This window comes from Pandoraea cepalis (assembly GCF_902459665.1).
In the GTDB taxonomy this organism is placed as follows: Bacteria; Pseudomonadota; Gammaproteobacteria; order Burkholderiales; family Burkholderiaceae; genus Pandoraea; species Pandoraea cepalis.
Genome location: NZ_CABPSL010000001.1, coordinates 447782 through 465744 on the forward strand (window position 1 = coordinate 447782; position 17963 = coordinate 465744).

Consider the following 17963-nt stretch of genomic DNA (forward strand, 5'->3'; position numbering starts at 1 on the left):
GATTGATTTCAGCGTAGACCATCGGACGCCACGCGCGCAGGCCCATGGTACAAGGGCAAACCCTGACGCGCTGCCGTGATGTCCGCATTCGCAGGCGTTGATGCTCAAGACGCCCAGGCGGCTGGCCGCGCGCCGGGCTGGCCGCCGAAGGTTGTGCCGGAAAGCCTGTCGCCCATTGAGCATAGGCGCTTTGCGTGACAATTTGACGGGCGTCAACATTACGACGCATTACTGTCACGCGAGGGGTGACGTTGGCGGGATTAAACGGCTTTTATGTTATGATTCAAGAGTTTGGCCATATTTTAGTAGGCTCGCTCTAAGCCATATCGCCAGGATGCGGCCAGGTTACAGGCGTTAATTCGTCGTCCTTCAGCGACGGCAGGGTTCAAGACGTGAAGTCGGACGGCGGGGGCCGCCCACGACACGCTCACCGTTTTGTCTGTCGAAATTCGGCGTAAACTTTCACAATACTATCTTGAGTCCTGGTGTAAGGTCTCGCGACCTTGGGGGTAATTGAAATGAACGAAATGCTGTATCCCGAACTGTACAAGTCGTTGGAGGCAGTGCGTTGGAACATGGAGAAGGACATTCCGTGGGACAAGTTCGACGCAAGCCAACTCTCCGACGATCAGGCGCGCACCATCAAGATGAATGCCATCACGGAATGGGCGGCGCTGCCGGCCACCGAGATGTTTCTGCGCGACAACCGTGACGACAGCGATTTCTCCGCGTTCATGAGCGTTTGGTTCTTCGAAGAGCAGAAGCACTCGCTGGTGCTCATGGAATACCTGCGCCGCTTCCGCCCGGACCTCGTGCCGACCGAAGCCGAGCTGCACGCCGTGCGCTTCCCGTTCGACCCGGCCCCGCCGCTCGAGACACTGATGCTGCACTTCTGCGGCGAAATTCGCCTGAATCACTGGTATCGCCGTGCGGCCGAATGGCACACCGAGCCGGTCATCAAGGCCATCTACGAAATCATCTCGCGCGACGAAGCGCGTCATGGCGGCGCTTATCTGCGCTACATGAAGAAGGCACTGACGAGCTTCGGCGATAACGCGCGCGCCGCGTTCGCGAAGATCGGCGTGCTGATGGCGTCGGCGCGTCGCACCGAAAAGCCGCTGCACCCGACCAACCTGCACGTGAACAAGGACCTGTTCCCGAACGACACGGTGCAGTCGCGTTTGCCGGAACCGGAGTGGCTCGAACACTGGCTCGACGAGCAAATCAAGTTCGACGACAGTTGGGAGAAGAAGGTCGTCGAGCGTATTCTGCACAACATGTCGCTGCTGTTCGAACACACGTTCGCGACGGCGCAGGACTTGAACCGTTACCGCAAGGAAATCACCAGCCGTCTGGCGGCGGTGGCCGCACCGGCCGTTGCCACGGCATCGTAATCGCGCGTTCGGCGCCGACGGTTTCGACAGGAAAGGGGCTTCGGCCCCTTTTTTGTTGCCTCATACGCGGCGTGGGACAATAGCGCACCTATTTCGAACGATCGTCATGTCCGCTTCCCAAGTCATTCCTCCGGCCGATTTCGAGGCCAAGATTCTCCCGCGCGAGGCGCTCGCCGCATTGGCGCCGACGCTGCCGCGACCGCTGGTGTTCACCAACGGCGTGTTCGACATCTTGCATCGCGGTCACGTGACCTATCTCGCGCAGGCGCGCGCGTTGGGGGCGTGCCTCATCGTCGGGGTGAACAGCGACGCCTCGGTGCGCACACTCGGCAAAGGCGACGACCGGCCGATCAATAACGAAAACGACCGCGCCGCACTGCTGGCGGCGTTGCAAAGCGTCGACTATGTCGTGACGTTCGGCGAATCGACGCCCGAGGCGCTGATTGCCGCCGTGCGTCCCGACATTCTCGTCAAAGGCGGCGACTACGAGATGGACACGCTGCCGGAGTCTGCGCTCGTGCGTGGCTGGGGCGGCAAGGCGTTGGCCATTCCGTTCGAACATCAGCGCTCGACGACGTCGCTGCTCAAGAAGGTGCGCGCCCAATCATGAATCTGGCCCCGCTCGTTGAAGTCACGCGCGGCGCGATGGGCGTCGATACCGTCGAGTGCGTGCATTACGGCGCCGTAGCAGTGGTCGACGCGCAAGGGCACTTGCGATACGCCGCAGGCGACCCGTCGTTTCTGACGTTTTCGCGCTCCACGCTCAAGCCCTTTCAGGCGCTGCCGTTCGTCGAGGGCGACGGCGTCGCGCATTTCGGTCTGACGCAGCCGGAGCTGGCGCTACTGTGCGCGAGCCACTCCGGTGAGGCGTTTCACGTCGACGGTGTGAAAAGCCTACTGAGCAAGGCGGGTTGCGACGAGCATCATTTGCAGTGCGGCTGTCACATGCCGACGTTTTACTCCGCCACCGGAAAACGTGCCCCGGCGGATCTGAAGCCGACGTCGCTGCATCACAACTGTTCGGGCAAGCATGCGGGCTTTCTCGCGTATTGCGCGCAGCACGGCTTGCCGCTCGATACCTACCTGGATCCGGCGCATCCGCTGCAACAGGCGATTCGCGCACGTGTCGGCGATGTCGTCGGCGTGAAGGGCGAGACGCTGGCGTTGGGCATCGACGGATGCTCCGCGCCCAACTACGCGTTGCCGCTCGACAGGCTCGCTGCCGCGTACGCCCGACTCGCCGCGAGCGACGACGCGGCACTCTCGACCTTGTTCGCCGCCATGACGCAGCAGCCGGAGATGGTGTCCGGCACGGCGCGCAACGATCTGGCGTTCATGCGCATGGCGCCCGGGGACTGGGTGGCCAAGATCGGCGCCGACGGCGTGCAGACGATCGGCGTTCGCTCGGCGGGCCTGGGCATTGCCATCAAAGTTGTCGACGGCAATATGCGTGCGCTATATACCGCGGCGGTGGCCGTACTCAAGGCCCTCGGGTTGGTCGAGTCGCCCGAGGCGACCGGACTGGCGCCGTGGGTGTCGCCGATCGTCAAGAACGCGCGGGGTATCCAGACCGGGATTGTGCGGCCGGTCGTGTCGTTGAAGCGCGTCGGCTGAGCCAGGCGCAGGCCGGTTCAATTACCCCGGCGCGCTACCGGCCGGGGCGGGGCATGTCCGCACCCACTGCGCAGTCCACTGTTGTGTCACGACGCCGCGAATCTGGGCGGCCGCGTTCGCGTTGATGCCGACAATCCGGTAGACGATCCGGCTCTTGGCATTGGGCCTTTCGCTCAGTTGCGGCGTGATGCCTCGCTTCTGCGCGGCGGTCATCAAGCGCACCGCACGCTCCTTGTCGTTGAACAGTCCGAGCGAGACGACGAGCGTCGAGCCTTCGCCGTTGAGCAGGAAATACTCCGTCACCCCTGCTGCACGCAATTGCGCAACCTGTTTATCGGCGGCGGGTTTGTTGGGCACCGGATCGAGATGTACCCAGTACCGCTTGTCGAGCGCCACCGATTGAATGTCACCTTGCCCTGAAGGCAGCGCGGCGAGCAAAAGGCCGCGCGCTTGCTGCGCGTCGTTGGCGGCGAACGGGCCGACTTCCAGACAGATGGGCGCGACCTTCGCGGCGGCGGCCTGCGAAGCCGCCGCATCGCCCGATACCGCGTTCGTTGTCGCGGCGGCGACGGCCCGGCTTGCGGCCATCGTCGTCAATGCCGACTCGGACGTTCCGGGGCTGGAAGACCCTGCCGATGCGGCGGTTGCCCCTGAAGCGCCTGAAGCGCCGGCCGACGTCGCCGCTCGTGAGGCTTGCGATTCGTGTCTCCCGCCCGACGCACCGACAGGGAGGGAGGCGGCGGGCGACTGACCGCTGATCGCTGCTCCGGTCAAGCGGATTCGCTCCGGTTCGAGTTGCCTTTCGACCCGCGCCGGTTCGCGGCCGGTGGCAGGCAGCACATCGTGCCATTTCAGCCAGCCGAACTGCACAGCGGCGAGTGCTGCATTCGCCGCGAGAAACATGACAAGCAACAGCGCACGCAACATCTCAAGCACCCCCGGGGGATGGATCGGCATCTTGCGATGGGGATACCGAAATATCGGTCATGTGGGGGGCGGATGTCGCGCTCGCCGCTGCGCCGCACTCGGCAGCCCGAAGCGCCACCTCGTATAAGCCGGCCGGTACCAGTTGATCGTGTTCGGTAACGGGCATGGTCAGGGTGTGCGCGAGCGCCTGGCGTGCGCCGCCCGAGACCACGCAACGCACGGGTGCGCCGAGTTGTGCCTGCAGTTGTGCGTGACTGCGCTCGACCAGGCCGGCTTGCGCCGCGGCGCATCCGCGCAGGATGGCATCGGTCGTGCTGCATGCGAATGCTTGTCCGCCGGTTGGCATGGTGGCGTCGAGCGTCGGCAATTGTGCGGTACCGTGGGCCAGCGACTGGAGCATCAGTGCGGGCCCCGGGGCGATCAGCCCGCCGAGATAATCGCCGTCGGCACACAAGGCTTCGACGGTGGTGGCCGTGCCCAACGTGACGATCAGCAGATGTTCGCCCGGCCACGCGGCGTGCGCGCCGATCAGGCTGGCCCAGCGGTCGCTGCCGAGCTGCGTGGGGACTTGATAACCATTGCGCACCCCCGCTCGCGATTCGCTGGCGCGCAAGACCTGCAGCCAATCGGTCGACGCCATGCCCCACAGCGTTTGCAGTGTCATGCGCACGGCTTGTTCCGCGGGTTCGCCCGCCACATTGGCAAGCCAGACACCTGCGGGTGCAGGGCAGACGAAGCCTTCGTCCTGTCCGCCCTGGCCGGTGGCGAGCGGTGCCATGTTCGGCGCGAAGTGAGCCTCTCCCGAGCCCGAGGCCAGCGCGGCCCAGCCCGCGCGAATTTGCGTGGCGAGCGTGCGCCATTCGGCGTGATCGACCGCACCGCTGGCCAGAAAGGACGGCGCCGCTGCGCTCCAACCCTCTGGGCGCACGGCCGGCGCAAGCGCCCATTTGATCCGGCTGTTGCCGGCATCGAAGAGCAGCCACGGTGCACCGTCAGCGCTGCTTGCGCCCTGTGTGTCGAGGCTGACGCGCGAGGTCTTCGCAAGGCGAGTGTCCGCCGCCGTTGCTGCGGACTTCGCGGTGTCCACCGGTCGTGGGGGCGGTGTCTGTCGGGCGGCGCTCATCCACGGCCCCGTTGGGCGTCACGCGTGCCGGACGCATCGAGCAATCGCACGGAGACTTCTCCGCTGGCAATCGTGCGCTCGCCGTCAGGGGTCGCGACGCGCAGCCGACCTTGCGAGTCGACGCCGAGCGCCACGCCCTGCAACAGATCGCGACCATTTTCGATGACGCGAATCGACGCTCCGCCATAGGCGTGCATGGCTTCCCAGTCGTCACGGAAGACACCGAAACGATGCACGGCGAAGCGATTCAGCATGGTGGCGAGACGCTGGACCAAGGCGATCAACACCGTCGACATATCCGGATCGACCAGCACCGATTCGAGCGCCGCCGGCGGCGTGACCGGCACGGCGGCAGATGAGGTCGTGCCGTCGTCGGAAGGCGCGGCGTTGTCGATGCGGGCGGCGACGTCCGCAGCCCGCCGAAGATTGACCCCGATGCCGATCACGACGCCGATGCGGCCCGGTCCGGCCGGGAGCGTCTCGATCAGGATGCCCGCCAGCTTGCCGCCGCGCAGCAGCACATCGTTGGGCCATTTGAGGCCGAGCGCGTGCGGCGCGGACAGCGGCAGATCCGAAAGCCCTTCCACCACCGCGACGCCCGTCGCAAGCGACAACCCGGCCAGTTCGGCCGGTCCGCCAGGCATCGTATAGGCGAGCGAAAACGTCAGGCTGTCGCCCGGCACGCTCTGCCATGCGCGGCCACGTTGTCCGCGACCGCCCGTCTGGCGCATCGCGGCGCGCAGCAGGGGCGCGCACGACGCGTCCCGGCGAAGGCGGGTCAGCAGATCGAGGTTCGTGGAGCCCGTGGTCTCGACCACGTCGATCTGCCAGTCGCGGCAAGTGGCGGCCAGCGCCGAGCGAATTCGGTCGCCATCGAGCTGGCGGGATGCGGTGTCGCGCGACGGCTCGCCACCCGCGTCGGCGGGGCGTTCAGACGAATCCGCCGCCATAGGGGCGAGGGGGGCGTTCGGCGAGGAGGGCGCGGCTTTATTCATGGTTGCTATTGTAGCGGCGAGGCCGGCGCCGCGCCGGTCTGCACTGCCGTCGTCCCCGTTTTTCGGTATTGTCCGAGGACCCGATCGGCCAGCGCCGACGCGTTTTCAGCCTGCGCCGGGTTGCCATCGACCGGTCGCCCCTGTACCGTACAATGACCGCGTTTTGCCGGATTTCGACGAGTTTGTCGCCAGGAGATCGTCTGTTTTGAACCTCGATGCCGTGCCCACTCTGGAGCTGACCACCACGGCGCAAGGCCCGGTGGTCATGCTGCACGGCCTGTGGACAGCGCTCGCCCTCTCGCAGCGCAAGAAGACGCTGCTGCGCCTGGTCGATTCGCTGCCGCAGGGCGACCTGGCGTGGGACCTGACCCGCGTCGAACGGCTCGACCACGTCGGCGCGCAGGCGCTGTGGCGCTATTGGCAACGTCGGTTTCCCGAGCGCGTCGCGCTTACGCCGACACAGCGGGCGCTCTTCGATCACCTCGCCGAATTCGATCGCTCGCGACAGAGTCCGGCGCCCACCCGCCGCCTCGACCCGATCAGCCGGCTGGGGGCGTCGCTCTTCACGCTGGGCGAGCATTTGCGCGACGGCGTCACGATGTTCGGACGCTTCGTGATCGACCTCGGCCGCGTCATTCGTCATCCGATTCGCGCGCCATGGCTGGAGATGTCCGCCAATATCTACAGCGCGGGGGCCAAGGCACTCGGCATCACGGCGCTGGTGGCGTTTCTGATCGGCATCGTGTTGTCCTATCTGTCGGCCCAGCAACTCAAGTTGTATGGGGCGAGCACGTTCATCGTCAACATCCTCGGTCTCGCCGTGATCCGCGAACTCGGCCCGGTGCTTTCCGCGATTCTCGTGGCGGGTCGCTCGGGGTCGGCCATCACCGCCCAGCTCGGCGTGATGCGCGTGACCGAAGAACTCGACGCGATGCGCGTAATGGACATTCCGCACGGGTTGCGGCTCGTTCTGCCGAAGGTCATTGCGCTGGCCATTGCCATGCCGCTGCTGGTCATGTGGACAAACATCATCGCGCTGCTCGGCGGCGCGCTCGCGGCAAAGTACGAACTCGGTATCGGACTGCGCTACTTCTTCACCACGTTGCCCAATGCCGTGCCCATCGCCAATCTCTGGATCGGCCTGGGAAAAGGGGGCGTCTTCGGCATGCTGATCGCACTTGTGGCCTGCCATTTCGGCATGCGGGTCAAACCGAACACGCAGAGCCTGGGGGAGGGCACGACTCAGTCCGTGGTGACCTCGATCACCGTCGTGATTCTGGCCGATGCCATCTTCGCGATTCTGTTTCGCAACACGGGGATCGGCTGATGTCCCAATCCCCCGTGCCCGATCGGGCTCCAGCGCTCGCCACGACGGCCGTCGCGGCCGCTCCCGCCGCGCAGGCTTACGCCAGCGATGTGATATCCGGCGCCGCGGCGGGTTGTCCGCCTGTGTCGTCAAGCCTGCCGGGCGACGCCGACCCGGTGATCGAGGTGCACGATCTCACGAAGCGCTACGGTACGCACACGATTCATGAGCATCTGGATCTCACCGTACGGCAAAGCGAGATCATTGCGCTTGTCGGCGGCTCAGGCTCGGGCAAGACCACGCTGATTCGCCAGATCATCGGGCTGGAGTCGCCGACCACTGGCCACATCAGCGTCTTCGGTCACGACATCACGACGATCGATCGGCGCAGCGCGCACCTGCTGCGCCGCCGCTCGGGCATGTTGTTTCAGCGCGGTGCTCTGTTCTCCGCGATGACGGTGTTCGACAACATTGCGCAACCGCTGCGCGAACTGCACACGCTCTCGGAAGATCTGATTCGCGATGTCGTGATGTACAAGCTCGAGATGGTGGGGCTGTCGGGGCGCATGGCCAACCGCATGCCGTCGGAGCTGTCGGGCGGGATGATCAAGCGCGTTGGGATCGCGCGGGCCATTGCGCTGGAGCCGGAGCTGCTCTTTCTCGACGAGCCCACGGCTGGGCTCGATCCGCAGGCATCAGACGAGTTCGTGGATATGATTCGCGGCCTGCACCGCTCGCTGGGCCTGACCGTCGTCATGGTCACGCATGATCTGGACACGGTGATGATGCTCGCCACGCGCGTGGCGGTGCTCGCCGAGCGTCGGGTGCTCGTCAATGCGCCGGTGGAAGACGTGGTCCGTGTCGATCACCCGTTCATCCACAGCTTCTTCCTCGGTGAACGCGGCAGACGCGCGTTGCTGGCGTTGCCTGCGGCGCGGCGCGCCAAGATTTCGGAGTTACTCGACGATGGAAAATAAATCGCACGCTTTCATGGCGGGCCTCTTCACGCTGGTGTTGCTTGCCGCCGTCGCCGCGTCGGTGTACTGGTTCAATCGCGACAATCGTGTGCGCCTTCCCTACGACCTGGTCTCGCACACCAACGTGACCGGACTCAATCCGGAATCCGCCGTGCGGTATCGCGGTCTGTCCGTCGGGAAGGTCGAGTCGATCAAGTTCGACCCGCGCACGCCTGGGCAGATTCTGATCCGTATTCTCGTGAACGAAGGCACGCCGATGACCCGGTCGACGTTCGCCACGTTGAGCTATCAAGGGGTTACGGGGCTGGCCTTCGTACAACTGGACGACGACGGGCATGACCGAACATTGCTGCCGTCGTCCGAGAAGCACGTTGCGCAATTGCGACTGCGCCCGAGTTTTGTGGACGAACTGCAGCGGCGCGGCAACAACCTGGTACATCAGCTCGAAGAGGCAACGTCTTCGGTCAATACGCTGTTGTCGCCCGACAACCGGCAGGCCATGCTCGATTCGATCAACAGCGTGAAGGCCGCGGCGCAAAGCGTGGATCGCGTGGCGCAGCAGCTCGAGCCCGTCACGGCGCAGTTGCCGGACACCGTGCGCGAACTCACCGGCACGCTTGCCGGGGCCCATCGTCTGACCGATCAATTGACCGATCCTCAGGGGCCGCTCGTGCGCAACCTGGATAGCGTGGGACGCGCGGCCGATCAGGCGGCGTCGAGTCTGGCGGCGTTCCAGGGAACGATGGAAACATTCGAAGGGTCGCTGCAACAGGAAGCGCTGCCGCGCCTGAACACGCTCTCGGACGATCTGCGCTTCACGACGCAGGCGGTCGGGCAAGCGGCCGAGACGATCAATCGCAATCCGCGCGCGCTGCTCTTCGGCACGTCGCCGCCGCCGCCCGGTCCGGGCGAAGCGGGTTTTTCGTGGCCCGGGGGAGAACGTCAATAATGCGCAACACCGTCATGCAAGAGGATATCGAGATGAGTGAGCCGATCGACGCGGGCAAAGTTAGCGAGGCGGCCGTCGCGCCTCGCGGCGGCAAGCGTGCGCGTGCGCTCGCCGCCGGGTGGCTTTGCGCCGCCGCGGTGGTGCTGGTGGCGGGGTGCGCCGCCCCGGCACCGTCGGCCTCGCTGACGCGCTTCGATCTCGGCCCGCCGACGATCCCTGCCGCGTCGGCCGATGTCGCTGCCAATGCCGGGGACACCACCGCCAACACCGCCGCCAACGCCGCCGCCCCGGCATCGGACGTGGCCGCAGCCGGTGGCCTGCGAATGTCGCCGCTGAAAGTGGTGGTCAACGCGCCGAGTTGGCTCGACGTCGACACGATCTACTACCGCTTGCCCGCCAGCGATGGCGATCAGGCTCGCGGGTATGCGAACAGCCGATGGCTGGCGTCGCCCGCGCGGCTCTTCGGGGATCGTCTGCGCGCGGCATTGTCGGTCGACCGCCCGGTGCTCGCGGCAGGCGACCCGACCGCTGCGCCGGCGCTGCGTGTGGAGCTCGAGGAGTTTGCGCAGTACTTCGACAGTGCGTCGACAAGCCACGGCGTTGTCCAGATACGCGCCACGCTGTTCGATGGGCCGAAGCTGCTCGCGCAGACGACGTTACGTGCGCAGGCCCCTGCCGCGAGTGCCGACGCGGCCGGCGGCACCCGCGCGCTTGCCGCGGCCAGCGACGCGGTGCAGACGCAACTCATACAGTGGCTCGCCGGGCGCGTGCCGGCGCCAACGGCTACGGCCGGGACAGCGGCACGTGCCCGGTCGCCGTTGCCGTCGCGGACGTTGCCTGCCGCGTCGTCGGCCTCGGGCGCGACAGCACGATAGGGCCGTGCCGCCAATGACCGAGCAGGACGTCAAACCCTGGCAACGACGCGCCTCGCCGCTTGCGCGTCAGGCGCTGCTATGCCTGATACTGCTGATCGCCTATGCGAGCCTGTATCCGTTTGAATTCCAGGGTGCGGCGGTGGGGCCGTTCGACTACCTGTTCGCGCCGTTACCTCGCTGGATCACGCAGTTCGACGTGATCACCAACGTGCTCGGATACCTGCCGCTGGGCATGTTGACCGTACTGGCCCTGCATCCGGCCTGGCGTGGCGTGCGGGCCGTCGTCGCCGCCTTCGTGCTCGGCGCATGGCTTTCCGGTGGCATCGAAGCGTTGCAGACGTACTTGCCGACGCGGGTGGCGTCGAACGTCGATCTCGCCACGAACGCGCTCGGTGCACTTATCGGCGGCGCCATTGCGGTGCCGCTCACGAGTCCGCTGCTCGATCGGGGATGGCTGCGGCATTTGCGCTTCGCATGGTTCGAACGCCACGCGAGCCTGCTACTTGTGTTGCTGGCCCTGTGGCCGTGGGCACAGGCTTACCCGCAGCAGTTTCTCTTTGGCGATGGCGATCTGGTGCGCCAAATATGGCTTTGGCAGGATCCCGACGTCACCGGTCGGGTGATCGACTGGGTACCGCGCTTGGGGCAGTTGCAGGACTATCTTTCCGAACTCGATGCCGTCGCCAGTCATGCCCTGTGGGAGACGGTGGTGAGCGCCAGCGGTACCGTGCTGGCCGGGCTGCTCGCCACGCTCGCGATGCGCCGGACGGCGCCGCGTGTGCCGTTGTTGTGCGCCATGTTTACCAGCGCGTTCGCGATCAAAGCCATCGCGTCGGCGTGGCAGTTCTCGCCCGCGCAGGCATTCGACTGGGTGACGGCGGGCGCCATTTACGGCGTGGTCATCGGCGCGCTGGTGTTGCTCGTCGCCGGCCGCGGTCCGCGTGCGCTGCGCGGGGCTGTCGCGCTGGGCGCGCTCGTCGTGCTGCTGGTGTTCGTCAATCTGCTGCCCGCGAATCCATACTACGAGGCGGCGCTCCAGTCCTGGCGGCAAGGCCGCTACGTTCACTTCAATGTGCTGGCGCGCTGGCTCGCCTGGACATGGCCGTACCTCGTGCTGATCTACCTGCTCGCGATGTTCGATCCGAGCCACCGCGGCCCCGCGCGCACCGCTGGCGTGCGGCGCTAAGGTCCCCCCGGCCTGGCCGAACGGCTTGTTGAGCGGCGCATTGTTGCCAAATCGGCAATAGCGTATTGGCCGCCATCCCATTGGTCCGCAAGCCGGCAACGCCTAGACTCCCATGTAAGGCACGCTGACACTCGGTGTGTCATGACCGCCCGGCATCTTCAGGCAGATCCCGGGCGGTTTTCATTGGCGAGGCGAAGATGAATTCCTGGGGATTTCGGTTGGCACACTCGACACGGCAGCGCGTGTTGATGGCCGTGATTGCCGCCGCCACAGGCATTGAAATGCTGGAGAACGGCGTGTTCGTGTTCGCGTCGTCCCATATCGCGGGCGGCGTCGGTGCCGCCCCCGAAGAGTACGCGTTTGTCTCGACGCTCTATGCGGTGGCGGGGATCCTCGTCATTCTCAAGCAGCGCTGGCTGGCCTCGCGCCTGGGGTATCGCGCGTTCCTCACCGGCGCGCTCACGCTCATGGCGTTTGGGGCATGGCTGTGCGGCATGGCGCACACGTCGACGCAGCTCGCCGTCGCACGTTTTGTGCTCGGGTTGGGCGCGGGGTCGCTGTTTACCGCCAGCCGGATTCTCATCAACCTGTGTTTCGCGCCGGAGCTTCGGCTCAGGGCGTTGCTCTTCTTTACCTATGGATTCTTCGGCGGACAAATCTCCGCGCCACTGCTCGCGAGCTATCTCGTCGATCACTTCGTCTGGTCGTCGGTGTTCTTCGCCGTCGTGCCGATCGCGCTTGCGGGGGCGATCGCGTCGTGGCTCGTCATCCCGGACTTTCGCGAGCGCCTGCGCGACGAAGGCGAGTTTGAAATGCGTGGCATCGTCTTCTTCGCCGCCGGCGTGCTGTTCGTCGAAGTCATGATGCAGCGCTCGCGCTTCGACTTCTTCTCCGATCCGCTGCATCTGCTCGAACTCTGCCTGGTGGGGGCGATCTGCGCGATGGGATACATGTGGCATCAGTATTCGCATCACAAGCCGCTGATCGACTTTCGCGTGCTGGTACGCAATCCGGCCTATGTGCTGGGGCTGGGCGGCTATGCCGTGTACTACTTCTTTTCGTATTCGACGTCGTATCTGTTCCCGATCTACATGCAGCAAGGGCTCAACTGGAGCGTGGAGCACACCGGCTATCTGCAGGCCGTGGCGTCGGTGACGAGCCTCGTCGTGGCCGTGATATACACCCTCGCGCGTCCGAAGTTCGTGCAACTCAAGCCGTTTGTGCTGCTCGGTTACTTGTGCCTCCTCGGCTATGCCTTCCTGCTCTCGCAAAGCTATCAGGGTGTGTCGAGTCAGTGGCTGATCCTGCCGATGGTGCTGAGCGGGCTGGGCGGCGTGTTCGCCATGATTCCCATCGCCGAGCTGACGTTTCGCGGCATGGACGAGTACGTCTTCCAGCACGGCTATCAGACGAAGAACATCGTGCGTCAGTTGGTGAGTTCGATGTCGGTGTCGGTGATGGCCGTGCTGATGCAGGACCGGCAGGCGGTCTTCATGCATCAACTCACGCCGTCGATGACGCCGCTCAACCCGGCGTACAACGCGGCCGTTTCACAAGCGCAACAGGCGTTCGGCGCCAGTGTCGATGCGACGACCGCCGCGCACATGGCGTCGGCCTGGGTGGGCGGCCTCGCGTCGCAACAGGCGCTCGTGCTGGCCTGCGTTAACGTGTTCTTCGGCTTCGCGTGCCTGGCGGCGCTCTGCGCTATCTTTATGGCTGTGCAGCGACGCCTGCGCTAGGCGTACGGCACGCGCCGCCTTGCGCCGCGCCGGACGTCCCGGATTTCGCATTTCCTGATCTCCCGCCACGCTGCGCTTCGTGAGCGCACGGGGGCCGACGCCGCAGTGCCCCGGCAGGTCGGTTAGAATGGCCCGCAATACGTTGCCACTCCGCCAAAGCCCCGACATGGCCACCCAGCCGCAGTACTACCAGCATCACGTGTTTTTCTGCCTGAATCAGCGCGAACCCGGCGCCGATCGCCCGTCCTGCGCCAACTGCAACGCGCAGGCGATGCAGGAGTACGCCAAGGCAAAGGTCAAACAACTCGGCCTGGCCGGTCCCGGCAAGGTGCGGATCAACAAGGCCGGGTGCCTCGATCGCTGCGAGCAAGGACCTGTCGTGGTGATCTATCCCGAAGGGACCTGGTACACGTATATCGACGAAACCGATATCGACGAGATCGTTGAAAAGCATCTGGCGCAAGGCGAGATCGTCGAGCGTCTGCTGATCGACTGATCCCGGCGACACAGGCACGGCCCCGCGCACGGCGCACGGCCCTCGCCGCATTTCAGCCCACCATCGCTCATGAACGCCCAGACTGAACGCTTCACTATCGACGGCCCGGTCGGCGCCATCGAAATCGCCATCGACCGTCCGGCCGGCGCGCCGCGAGGCATCACGCTCGTTGCCCATCCGCACCCGCTGTTCGGCGGCACGCTCGACAACAAGGTCGCCCAGACGCTCGCCCGCGCGTTCGTCCAGCTCGGCTACGCCGTGGTGCGCCCGAATTTTCGTGGCGTCGGCAAGTCGGCGGGCGAGCACGACAACGGCATCGGCGAGCGCGACGACTTGCTCGCCGTGATCGACTGGATGCGCCAGCAACCGGGCTGGGAGACATTGCCGCTCGCACTCGCCGGTTTCTCGTTCGGCACCTTCGTGCTCTCGCATGTCGCGAAGACGCTGGAGGCGGCGGGGACCGCCGCGCAGCGTCTGGTATTCGTGGGCACGGCAGCGAGCAATTGGGAGGTGGCGACCGTACCGGCCGACACGCTGGTCATTCACGGCGAACTCGACGACACGGTGCCGCTGCAATCGGTGCTGGACTGGGCGCGTCCCCAGACCTTGCCCGTAGTGGTCATACCCGGCGGCGAACACTTTTTCCACGGCCTGTTACCCCTGCTGAAACAGCTCGTGGTCGACGCGTGGCGTCATTGATACACCCGGGGCGAATTTCGGCCGATTTCGACCGTCGAGGCCCGCCCCGCTGGGGACGTGAAATCACGACGGGTATAATTCGACCCTGAACCTTGTCATGCCGCGTCGGGTCTATGGTTCCGACAGGCATGGCCCCGGCGCTCCGGTGCCGCCGTCTTCTTCGCTGTGCCGCGCGCTCGTCAACGTGTCGGCGGCACGGCGTTTCTTCAAGCGCAGATGCCCCTGAGCCTCACATCGTTTTCCTCATCGCCCATGAAATTCAACGCTTCGCTGTCCCGTGCCGCCGCTGCCGCGGCGCTCGTCGCTTGCGGCTCGCTTGCCTCGCTTCCCGCTCGTGCCCAACAGATTCCGCCGCCGCCGATGTCGGCCACGGCGTGGACGATTGTCGACGTCAACAGTGGTCAGGTGCTGGCCGCCGGTAATGCGGATACACGCGTGGAGCCCGCGTCGCTCACGAAGATCATGACGTCCTATGTGATCTTCGAAGCCCTGCGCGACAAGCGCATTTCGATGGAGCAGACGGTCATTCCGAGCGATTCGGTTCGCAAGGTGGGTCGCGACGAGTCGCGCACGTTCATCGAGGCGGGCAAGCCGGTGTCGGTGCACGATCTGATCTACGGCATGATCGTCCAGTCGGGTAACGACGCGTCGATTGCGCTGGCCGAACTCGTCGGCGGCTCGCAACAGGGCTTCGTCGAACTGATGAACCGCGCGGCACAGCGTATGGGGCTGAAGCACACCCATTACGCGAACGTCGACGGGCTGACCGATCCGCAGCATTACACGACCGTGGCGGATATCGCGGCGGCGTCGACGCACCTGATTCAGGACTTCCCCGAGTACTACAAGATTTACGCGGAGAAGAGCTTTACGTACAACAACATTCGCCAGCCGAACCGTAATCGTCTGCTGTACCTCGATCCGACGGTCGACGGCCTGAAGACCGGCCACACGAAGGAGGCGGGTTACTGCCTCGTGGCGACGGCGTCGCGTCCGATGCCGGGGGCGGCGGGCGTCAACCGCCGCGTGTTGTCCGTGGTCGTGGGCGAGCCGACCGAGCGCGCGCGCGTGCAGGACAGCCTCTCGGCCCTGAACTACGGCTACCAGAACTTCGACACGCTGCGTGTGTACGGCGCCAATCAGGTCGTGGCCACGCCCAAGGTCTGGAAGGGCAAAGACAGCGAGCTGAAGATCGGCGTGAAGAAGGACACCTTCATCACCGTGCCGAAGGGCACCGCCGACAAGATCAAGCCGCAACTCGAACTGCGTGAGCCGCTGATCGCGCCGATCGCCAATGGGGCGCAGGTCGGCACCGTCAAGGTCATGGCCGACGGCAAGTCGCTGGCCGAATTCCCGGTGGTGGCCCTCGCCGACGTTGCGCAGGCCAGCTTCGTCGGCCGCGCATGGGACGCGCTGCGCCTGATGTTCGTGAAGAAGTAAGCATGGATAACCCCACCGTCTGGCTCAATGGCGACCTGATCCCGCTCGGCGACGCGAAAATCTCCGTCCTCGATCGGGGTTTCCTGTTCGGCGACGGCATCTATGAAGTCGTGCCGGTCTATCGCGGCAAGCCTTTCCGGCTTGCGCAGCATCTGGACCGGCTCGAGCGCAGCCTCGCCGAGATCCGCATCGCGAACCCGTACACACGCGCCGAATGGGAGGCGCTCTTCGCGCGCCTGTCGGCCACATGTTCGGCCGATCCGCACAGCGTCTATGTGCAGGTCACGCGCGGCGTGGCACCGCGTCAGCACGCATTTCCGAAGGACATCGTGCCTACGGTGTTCGGCATCGCAACCCCGCTCACGCTGCCCAGCCGCGACAAAGTGGCGCACGGCGTGGGCGCGGTCACGCATGAGGATCGACGCTGGTTGAATTGCCATATCAAGTCGACGTCGCTGCTGGGCAACGTGCTGATGGCACAGTACGCCGCCGATCACGACGTTCAGGAAACGATCCAGTTCCGTGACGGGAATCTGACCGAGGCGTCGTCGAGCAATGTGTGGGTCGTCAAGGGCGGTGAAATGTTTGCGCCGCCGCGCGACAATCGTATTCTGGAAGGGATTCGCTACGGCGTGCTCGAAGGACTTGCACGCGAATGCGGCATCCGGTTCCATGAGTGCCCGGTCAGCGAAGCGGACGTGCGCAACGCCGACGAGCTGCTCATCACGTCCGCGACCAAGGAAGTGCTGGCGGTCGTCACGCTTGACGGCAAGCCCGTGGGCGATGGCCGGCCGGGCCTCGTCTTCCAGGCGCTGTATGCCGCGTATCAACGCGCCAAGGAGGCATTGTGACCCTGGACAAGAAGGAAAGCCTGCTAGCGTTTCCGTGCGACTTTCCCATCAAGGTAATGGGGACGACGCAGGACGGTTTCGCCGACGCCATCGTGGCATTGCTGCGAGAGTTCGATGCCGAATTCGACGCGGCGACCGTGGAGATGCGCCCGTCCAGCACGGGCAAATATCTCGGCCTGACCGTCACGGTGCGCGCCCACTCGAAAGCCCATCTCGACGATATCTATCGCGCGCTGACTGGGCATCCGATGGTCAAGGTGGTGCTGTAAGCGTGCACCGCGTGTGAGGCGCAGGCGACGCACGCAGGCGCCTCACGAACGCGCTTGCGGTACGCGCATCACGCGTGCGTCGGTGCGCCGTCGTCGGGCGGCGATGAGGCCGTGAGCCCCGGTTGGATGCCCGGTGCGGGCTCACCCGCAGTGGTGACCATGTCGGCCTCCCAGTCGACCGACGTTGGGCGCGCCGGGCGGCGCTGCATGTCCTTCACCGACTCGAACGCCTTCAACTCTTCCAAAAACCACGTTCTGAACGCCTGAACACGCTGCGTTTCCAGCACGGCGGGCGGACACACGAAGTAATAATCCCAGTCACACGGCGTATCGACGTCGGACAGCCGGACAAGGCGTCCCGCCATGATGTCGCCCACGGCCAGCGAGCGGCGTACGAGCGCCAGCCCCTGGCCGACGATGGCTGCTTGCGACAGCATGCCGGAATCTTCGTACATCATGCCCTGCGTCGGCTCGGGCAGATCGAAGCCCGCCGCCGCGAACCACGGCGCCCACGGCTCGCCTTCAGAGCGCAGCAACGTGCTGCGGCGGAATTCCTCCGCCGTCTTCGGCAGATGCCCCTGGTTGTATGACGGGCTACAGGCCGGGAAAAACACATCGTCGAGCACTTTCTCAATGTGCAGCCCGGGCCAGTTGCCCTTGCCCATGCGCAGGGCGACGTCTACATCGTCGCGCTCGAAGTCGATCAACTGGGCACTGCACCGCAACTCCACTTCCAGCTCCGGATGCCGGTCAATGAAGCGCCCGATGCGTGGTGTGAGCCACCGGCTCGCAAACGACGGCATGGTGGTCAGTACCAGCCGCCGCTCGCTGCGCGTGCCCGCTTGCAACTTGCGCGTCGCCTGGGCAATGTCGCCGAGCGCGGTACGGATCGACGCGGCGTACTGGCGTCCCGCCGGCGTGATGCTGATGCGTTTGCCGTTGCGCGCGAAAAGCGTCGTCCCCAACTCCTGCTCCAGCGCGCGAATCTGATGGCTGATGGCGCCGTGCGTGACGAACAATTCTTCTGCCGCGCGCGAAAAGCTTTCCAGGCGGGCCGCCGCCTCGAAGGCGCGCAGGGCGCTCAGGTTAGGAAGTCTCCGAATATCCATGTGAGTTTTGTTAG

General features: G+C 65.3%; 18 protein-coding genes. 14 read left to right on the plus strand and 4 right to left on the minus strand.

Going from position 1 to position 17963, the window contains the following annotated elements; genetic code table 11:
- Positions 1 to 527 precede the first annotated feature (527 nt).
- From PCE31106_RS02030 to PCE31106_RS02040, 3 genes are all read left to right on the plus strand, one after another.
- Positions 528 to 1394: a ferritin family protein gene (locus tag PCE31106_RS02030; protein ID WP_026131919.1), complete on the plus strand. Its 867-nt coding sequence runs from the start codon at positions 528 to 530 to the stop codon at positions 1392 to 1394.
- A 106-nt stretch (positions 1395 to 1500) separates the two neighbouring features.
- Positions 1501 to 2004, plus strand: a complete 504-nt coding sequence (gene rfaE2, locus PCE31106_RS02035; protein WP_017233762.1) for a D-glycero-beta-D-manno-heptose 1-phosphate adenylyltransferase — start codon at positions 1501 to 1503, stop codon at positions 2002 to 2004.
- Positions 2001 to 3008, plus strand: coding sequence for an asparaginase (locus tag PCE31106_RS02040; protein ID WP_017233761.1), 1008 nt, complete (start codon positions 2001 to 2003; stop codon positions 3006 to 3008). Before rfaE2 ends, PCE31106_RS02040 begins: the two co-directional genes overlap by 4 nt.
- 21 nt (positions 3009 to 3029) lie before the next feature.
- On the opposite strand, the gene PCE31106_RS02045 is transcribed toward PCE31106_RS02040, so the two are convergent.
- The 3 genes from PCE31106_RS02045 to PCE31106_RS02055 are packed head-to-tail and all read right to left on the minus strand — an operon-like array spanning position 3030 to position 6053.
- On the minus strand, positions 3030 to 3965 hold the full coding sequence (locus PCE31106_RS02045) for an SPOR domain-containing protein (RefSeq protein WP_150562226.1): 936 nt from the start codon (positions 3963 to 3965) through the stop codon (positions 3030 to 3032).
- Positions 3937 to 5058, minus strand: coding sequence for a type III pantothenate kinase (locus PCE31106_RS02050; protein WP_150562227.1), 1122 nt, complete (start codon positions 5056 to 5058; stop codon positions 3937 to 3939). The genes PCE31106_RS02045 and PCE31106_RS02050 overlap by 29 nt, the downstream gene beginning before the upstream one ends.
- Positions 5055 to 6053, minus strand: coding sequence for a biotin--[acetyl-CoA-carboxylase] ligase (locus PCE31106_RS02055; RefSeq protein WP_083902290.1), 999 nt, complete (start codon positions 6051 to 6053; stop codon positions 5055 to 5057). The genes PCE31106_RS02050 and PCE31106_RS02055 overlap by 4 nt, the downstream gene beginning before the upstream one ends.
- 205 nt (positions 6054 to 6258) lie before the next feature.
- On the opposite strand from PCE31106_RS02055, the gene PCE31106_RS02060 reads away from it, so the two are divergent.
- The 11 genes from PCE31106_RS02060 to PCE31106_RS02110 all read left to right on the plus strand — a co-directional run bounded on the left by PCE31106_RS02060 (position 6259) and on the right by PCE31106_RS02110 (position 16840).
- The gene (locus tag PCE31106_RS02060; protein ID WP_150562228.1) at positions 6259 to 7380 is read left to right on the plus strand and encodes an MlaE family ABC transporter permease; all 1122 of its coding nucleotides are present in this window, start codon (positions 6259 to 6261) and stop codon (positions 7378 to 7380) included.
- Entirely contained in the window at positions 7380 to 8336 is a 957-nt protein-coding gene (locus PCE31106_RS02065; RefSeq protein WP_254440883.1) for an ABC transporter ATP-binding protein, read from the plus strand. The genes PCE31106_RS02060 and PCE31106_RS02065 overlap by 1 nt, the downstream gene beginning before the upstream one ends.
- Entirely contained in the window at positions 8326 to 9285 is a 960-nt protein-coding gene (locus PCE31106_RS02070) for an MlaD family protein (protein ID WP_026131916.1), read from the plus strand. Before PCE31106_RS02065 ends, PCE31106_RS02070 begins: the two co-directional genes overlap by 11 nt.
- Positions 9286 to 9317: 32 nt before the next feature.
- The gene (locus PCE31106_RS24215; RefSeq protein ID WP_254440884.1) at positions 9318 to 10160 is read left to right on the plus strand and encodes an ABC-type transport auxiliary lipoprotein family protein; all 843 of its coding nucleotides are present in this window, start codon (positions 9318 to 9320) and stop codon (positions 10158 to 10160) included.
- Between the two features lie 13 nt (positions 10161 to 10173).
- Positions 10174 to 11346 carry a VanZ family protein gene (locus PCE31106_RS02080; protein WP_017235593.1) on the plus strand — a complete coding sequence of 391 codons (1173 nt, stop codon included), beginning with the start codon at positions 10174 to 10176 and terminating at the stop codon, positions 11344 to 11346.
- Positions 11347 to 11543: 197 nt separating this feature from the next.
- Positions 11544 to 13085 carry an MFS transporter gene (locus PCE31106_RS02085; RefSeq protein WP_150562231.1) on the plus strand — a complete coding sequence of 514 codons (1542 nt, stop codon included), beginning with the start codon at positions 11544 to 11546 and terminating at the stop codon, positions 13083 to 13085.
- 166 nt (positions 13086 to 13251) lie between these two features.
- On the plus strand, positions 13252 to 13581 hold the full coding sequence (locus PCE31106_RS02090; protein ID WP_017235595.1) for a (2Fe-2S) ferredoxin domain-containing protein: 330 nt from the start codon (positions 13252 to 13254) through the stop codon (positions 13579 to 13581).
- A 69-nt stretch (positions 13582 to 13650) separates the two neighbouring features.
- A complete protein-coding gene (locus PCE31106_RS02095) occupies positions 13651 to 14280 on the plus strand; it encodes an alpha/beta hydrolase (RefSeq protein ID WP_150562232.1) in 630 nt (209 codons plus the stop codon).
- Between the two features lie 252 nt (positions 14281 to 14532).
- Positions 14533 to 15720 (plus strand): D-alanyl-D-alanine carboxypeptidase family protein, encoded by a 1188-nt coding sequence (locus tag PCE31106_RS02100; RefSeq protein ID WP_150562233.1) that lies wholly within the window; start codon positions 14533 to 14535, stop codon positions 15718 to 15720.
- A 2-nt stretch (positions 15721 to 15722) separates the two neighbouring features.
- A complete protein-coding gene (locus tag PCE31106_RS02105) occupies positions 15723 to 16571 on the plus strand; it encodes a D-amino acid aminotransferase (protein ID WP_150562234.1) in 849 nt (282 codons plus the stop codon).
- Positions 16568 to 16840, plus strand: a complete 273-nt coding sequence (locus PCE31106_RS02110) for a DUF493 family protein (RefSeq protein ID WP_017235599.1) — start codon at positions 16568 to 16570, stop codon at positions 16838 to 16840. Before PCE31106_RS02105 ends, PCE31106_RS02110 begins: the two co-directional genes overlap by 4 nt.
- A 68-nt stretch (positions 16841 to 16908) precedes the next feature.
- Here PCE31106_RS02110 and PCE31106_RS02115 read toward each other — a convergent pair whose 3' ends face one another.
- Positions 16909 to 17949, minus strand: coding sequence for a transcriptional regulator GcvA (locus PCE31106_RS02115; RefSeq protein WP_150562235.1), 1041 nt, complete (start codon positions 17947 to 17949; stop codon positions 16909 to 16911).
- Positions 17950 to 17963: the final 14 nt, after the last annotated feature.

What these genes read in the sequence shown, in the direction of transcription:
- PCE31106_RS02095 (WP_150562232.1), top strand. Translation starts at nt 13,651, where the DNA reads ATGAACGCCCAGACTGAACGCTTCACTATCGACGGCCCGGTCGGCGCC.
- PCE31106_RS02080 (WP_017235593.1), top strand. Translation starts at nt 10,174, where the DNA reads ATGACCGAGCAGGACGTCAAACCCTGGCAACGACGCGCCTCGCCGCTT.
- PCE31106_RS02090 (WP_017235595.1), top strand. Translation starts at nt 13,252, where the DNA reads ATGGCCACCCAGCCGCAGTACTACCAGCATCACGTGTTTTTCTGCCTG.
- PCE31106_RS02105 (WP_150562234.1), top strand. Translation starts at nt 15,723, where the DNA reads ATGGATAACCCCACCGTCTGGCTCAATGGCGACCTGATCCCGCTCGGC.
- PCE31106_RS02100 (WP_150562233.1), top strand. Translation starts at nt 14,533, where the DNA reads ATGAAATTCAACGCTTCGCTGTCCCGTGCCGCCGCTGCCGCGGCGCTC.
- rfaE2 (WP_017233762.1), top strand. Translation starts at nt 1,501, where the DNA reads ATGTCCGCTTCCCAAGTCATTCCTCCGGCCGATTTCGAGGCCAAGATT.
- PCE31106_RS02065 (WP_254440883.1), top strand. Translation starts at nt 7,380, where the DNA reads ATGTCCCAATCCCCCGTGCCCGATCGGGCTCCAGCGCTCGCCACGACG.
- PCE31106_RS02030 (WP_026131919.1), top strand. Translation starts at nt 528, where the DNA reads ATGCTGTATCCCGAACTGTACAAGTCGTTGGAGGCAGTGCGTTGGAAC.
- PCE31106_RS02040 (WP_017233761.1), top strand. Translation starts at nt 2,001, where the DNA reads ATGAATCTGGCCCCGCTCGTTGAAGTCACGCGCGGCGCGATGGGCGTC.
- PCE31106_RS02115 (WP_150562235.1), bottom strand. Translation starts at nt 17,949, where the DNA reads ATGGATATTCGGAGACTTCCTAACCTGAGCGCCCTGCGCGCCTTCGAG.
- PCE31106_RS02055 (WP_083902290.1), bottom strand. Translation starts at nt 6,053, where the DNA reads ATGAATAAAGCCGCGCCCTCCTCGCCGAACGCCCCCCTCGCCCCTATG.
- PCE31106_RS02045 (WP_150562226.1), bottom strand. Translation starts at nt 3,965, where the DNA reads ATGCCGATCCATCCCCCGGGGGTGCTTGAGATGTTGCGTGCGCTGTTG.
- PCE31106_RS02050 (WP_150562227.1), bottom strand. Translation starts at nt 5,058, where the DNA reads ATGAGCGCCGCCCGACAGACACCGCCCCCACGACCGGTGGACACCGCG.
- PCE31106_RS02085 (WP_150562231.1), top strand. Translation starts at nt 11,544, where the DNA reads ATGAATTCCTGGGGATTTCGGTTGGCACACTCGACACGGCAGCGCGTG.
- PCE31106_RS24215 (WP_254440884.1), top strand. Translation starts at nt 9,318, where the DNA reads ATGAGTGAGCCGATCGACGCGGGCAAAGTTAGCGAGGCGGCCGTCGCG.
- PCE31106_RS02070 (WP_026131916.1), top strand. Translation starts at nt 8,326, where the DNA reads ATGGAAAATAAATCGCACGCTTTCATGGCGGGCCTCTTCACGCTGGTG.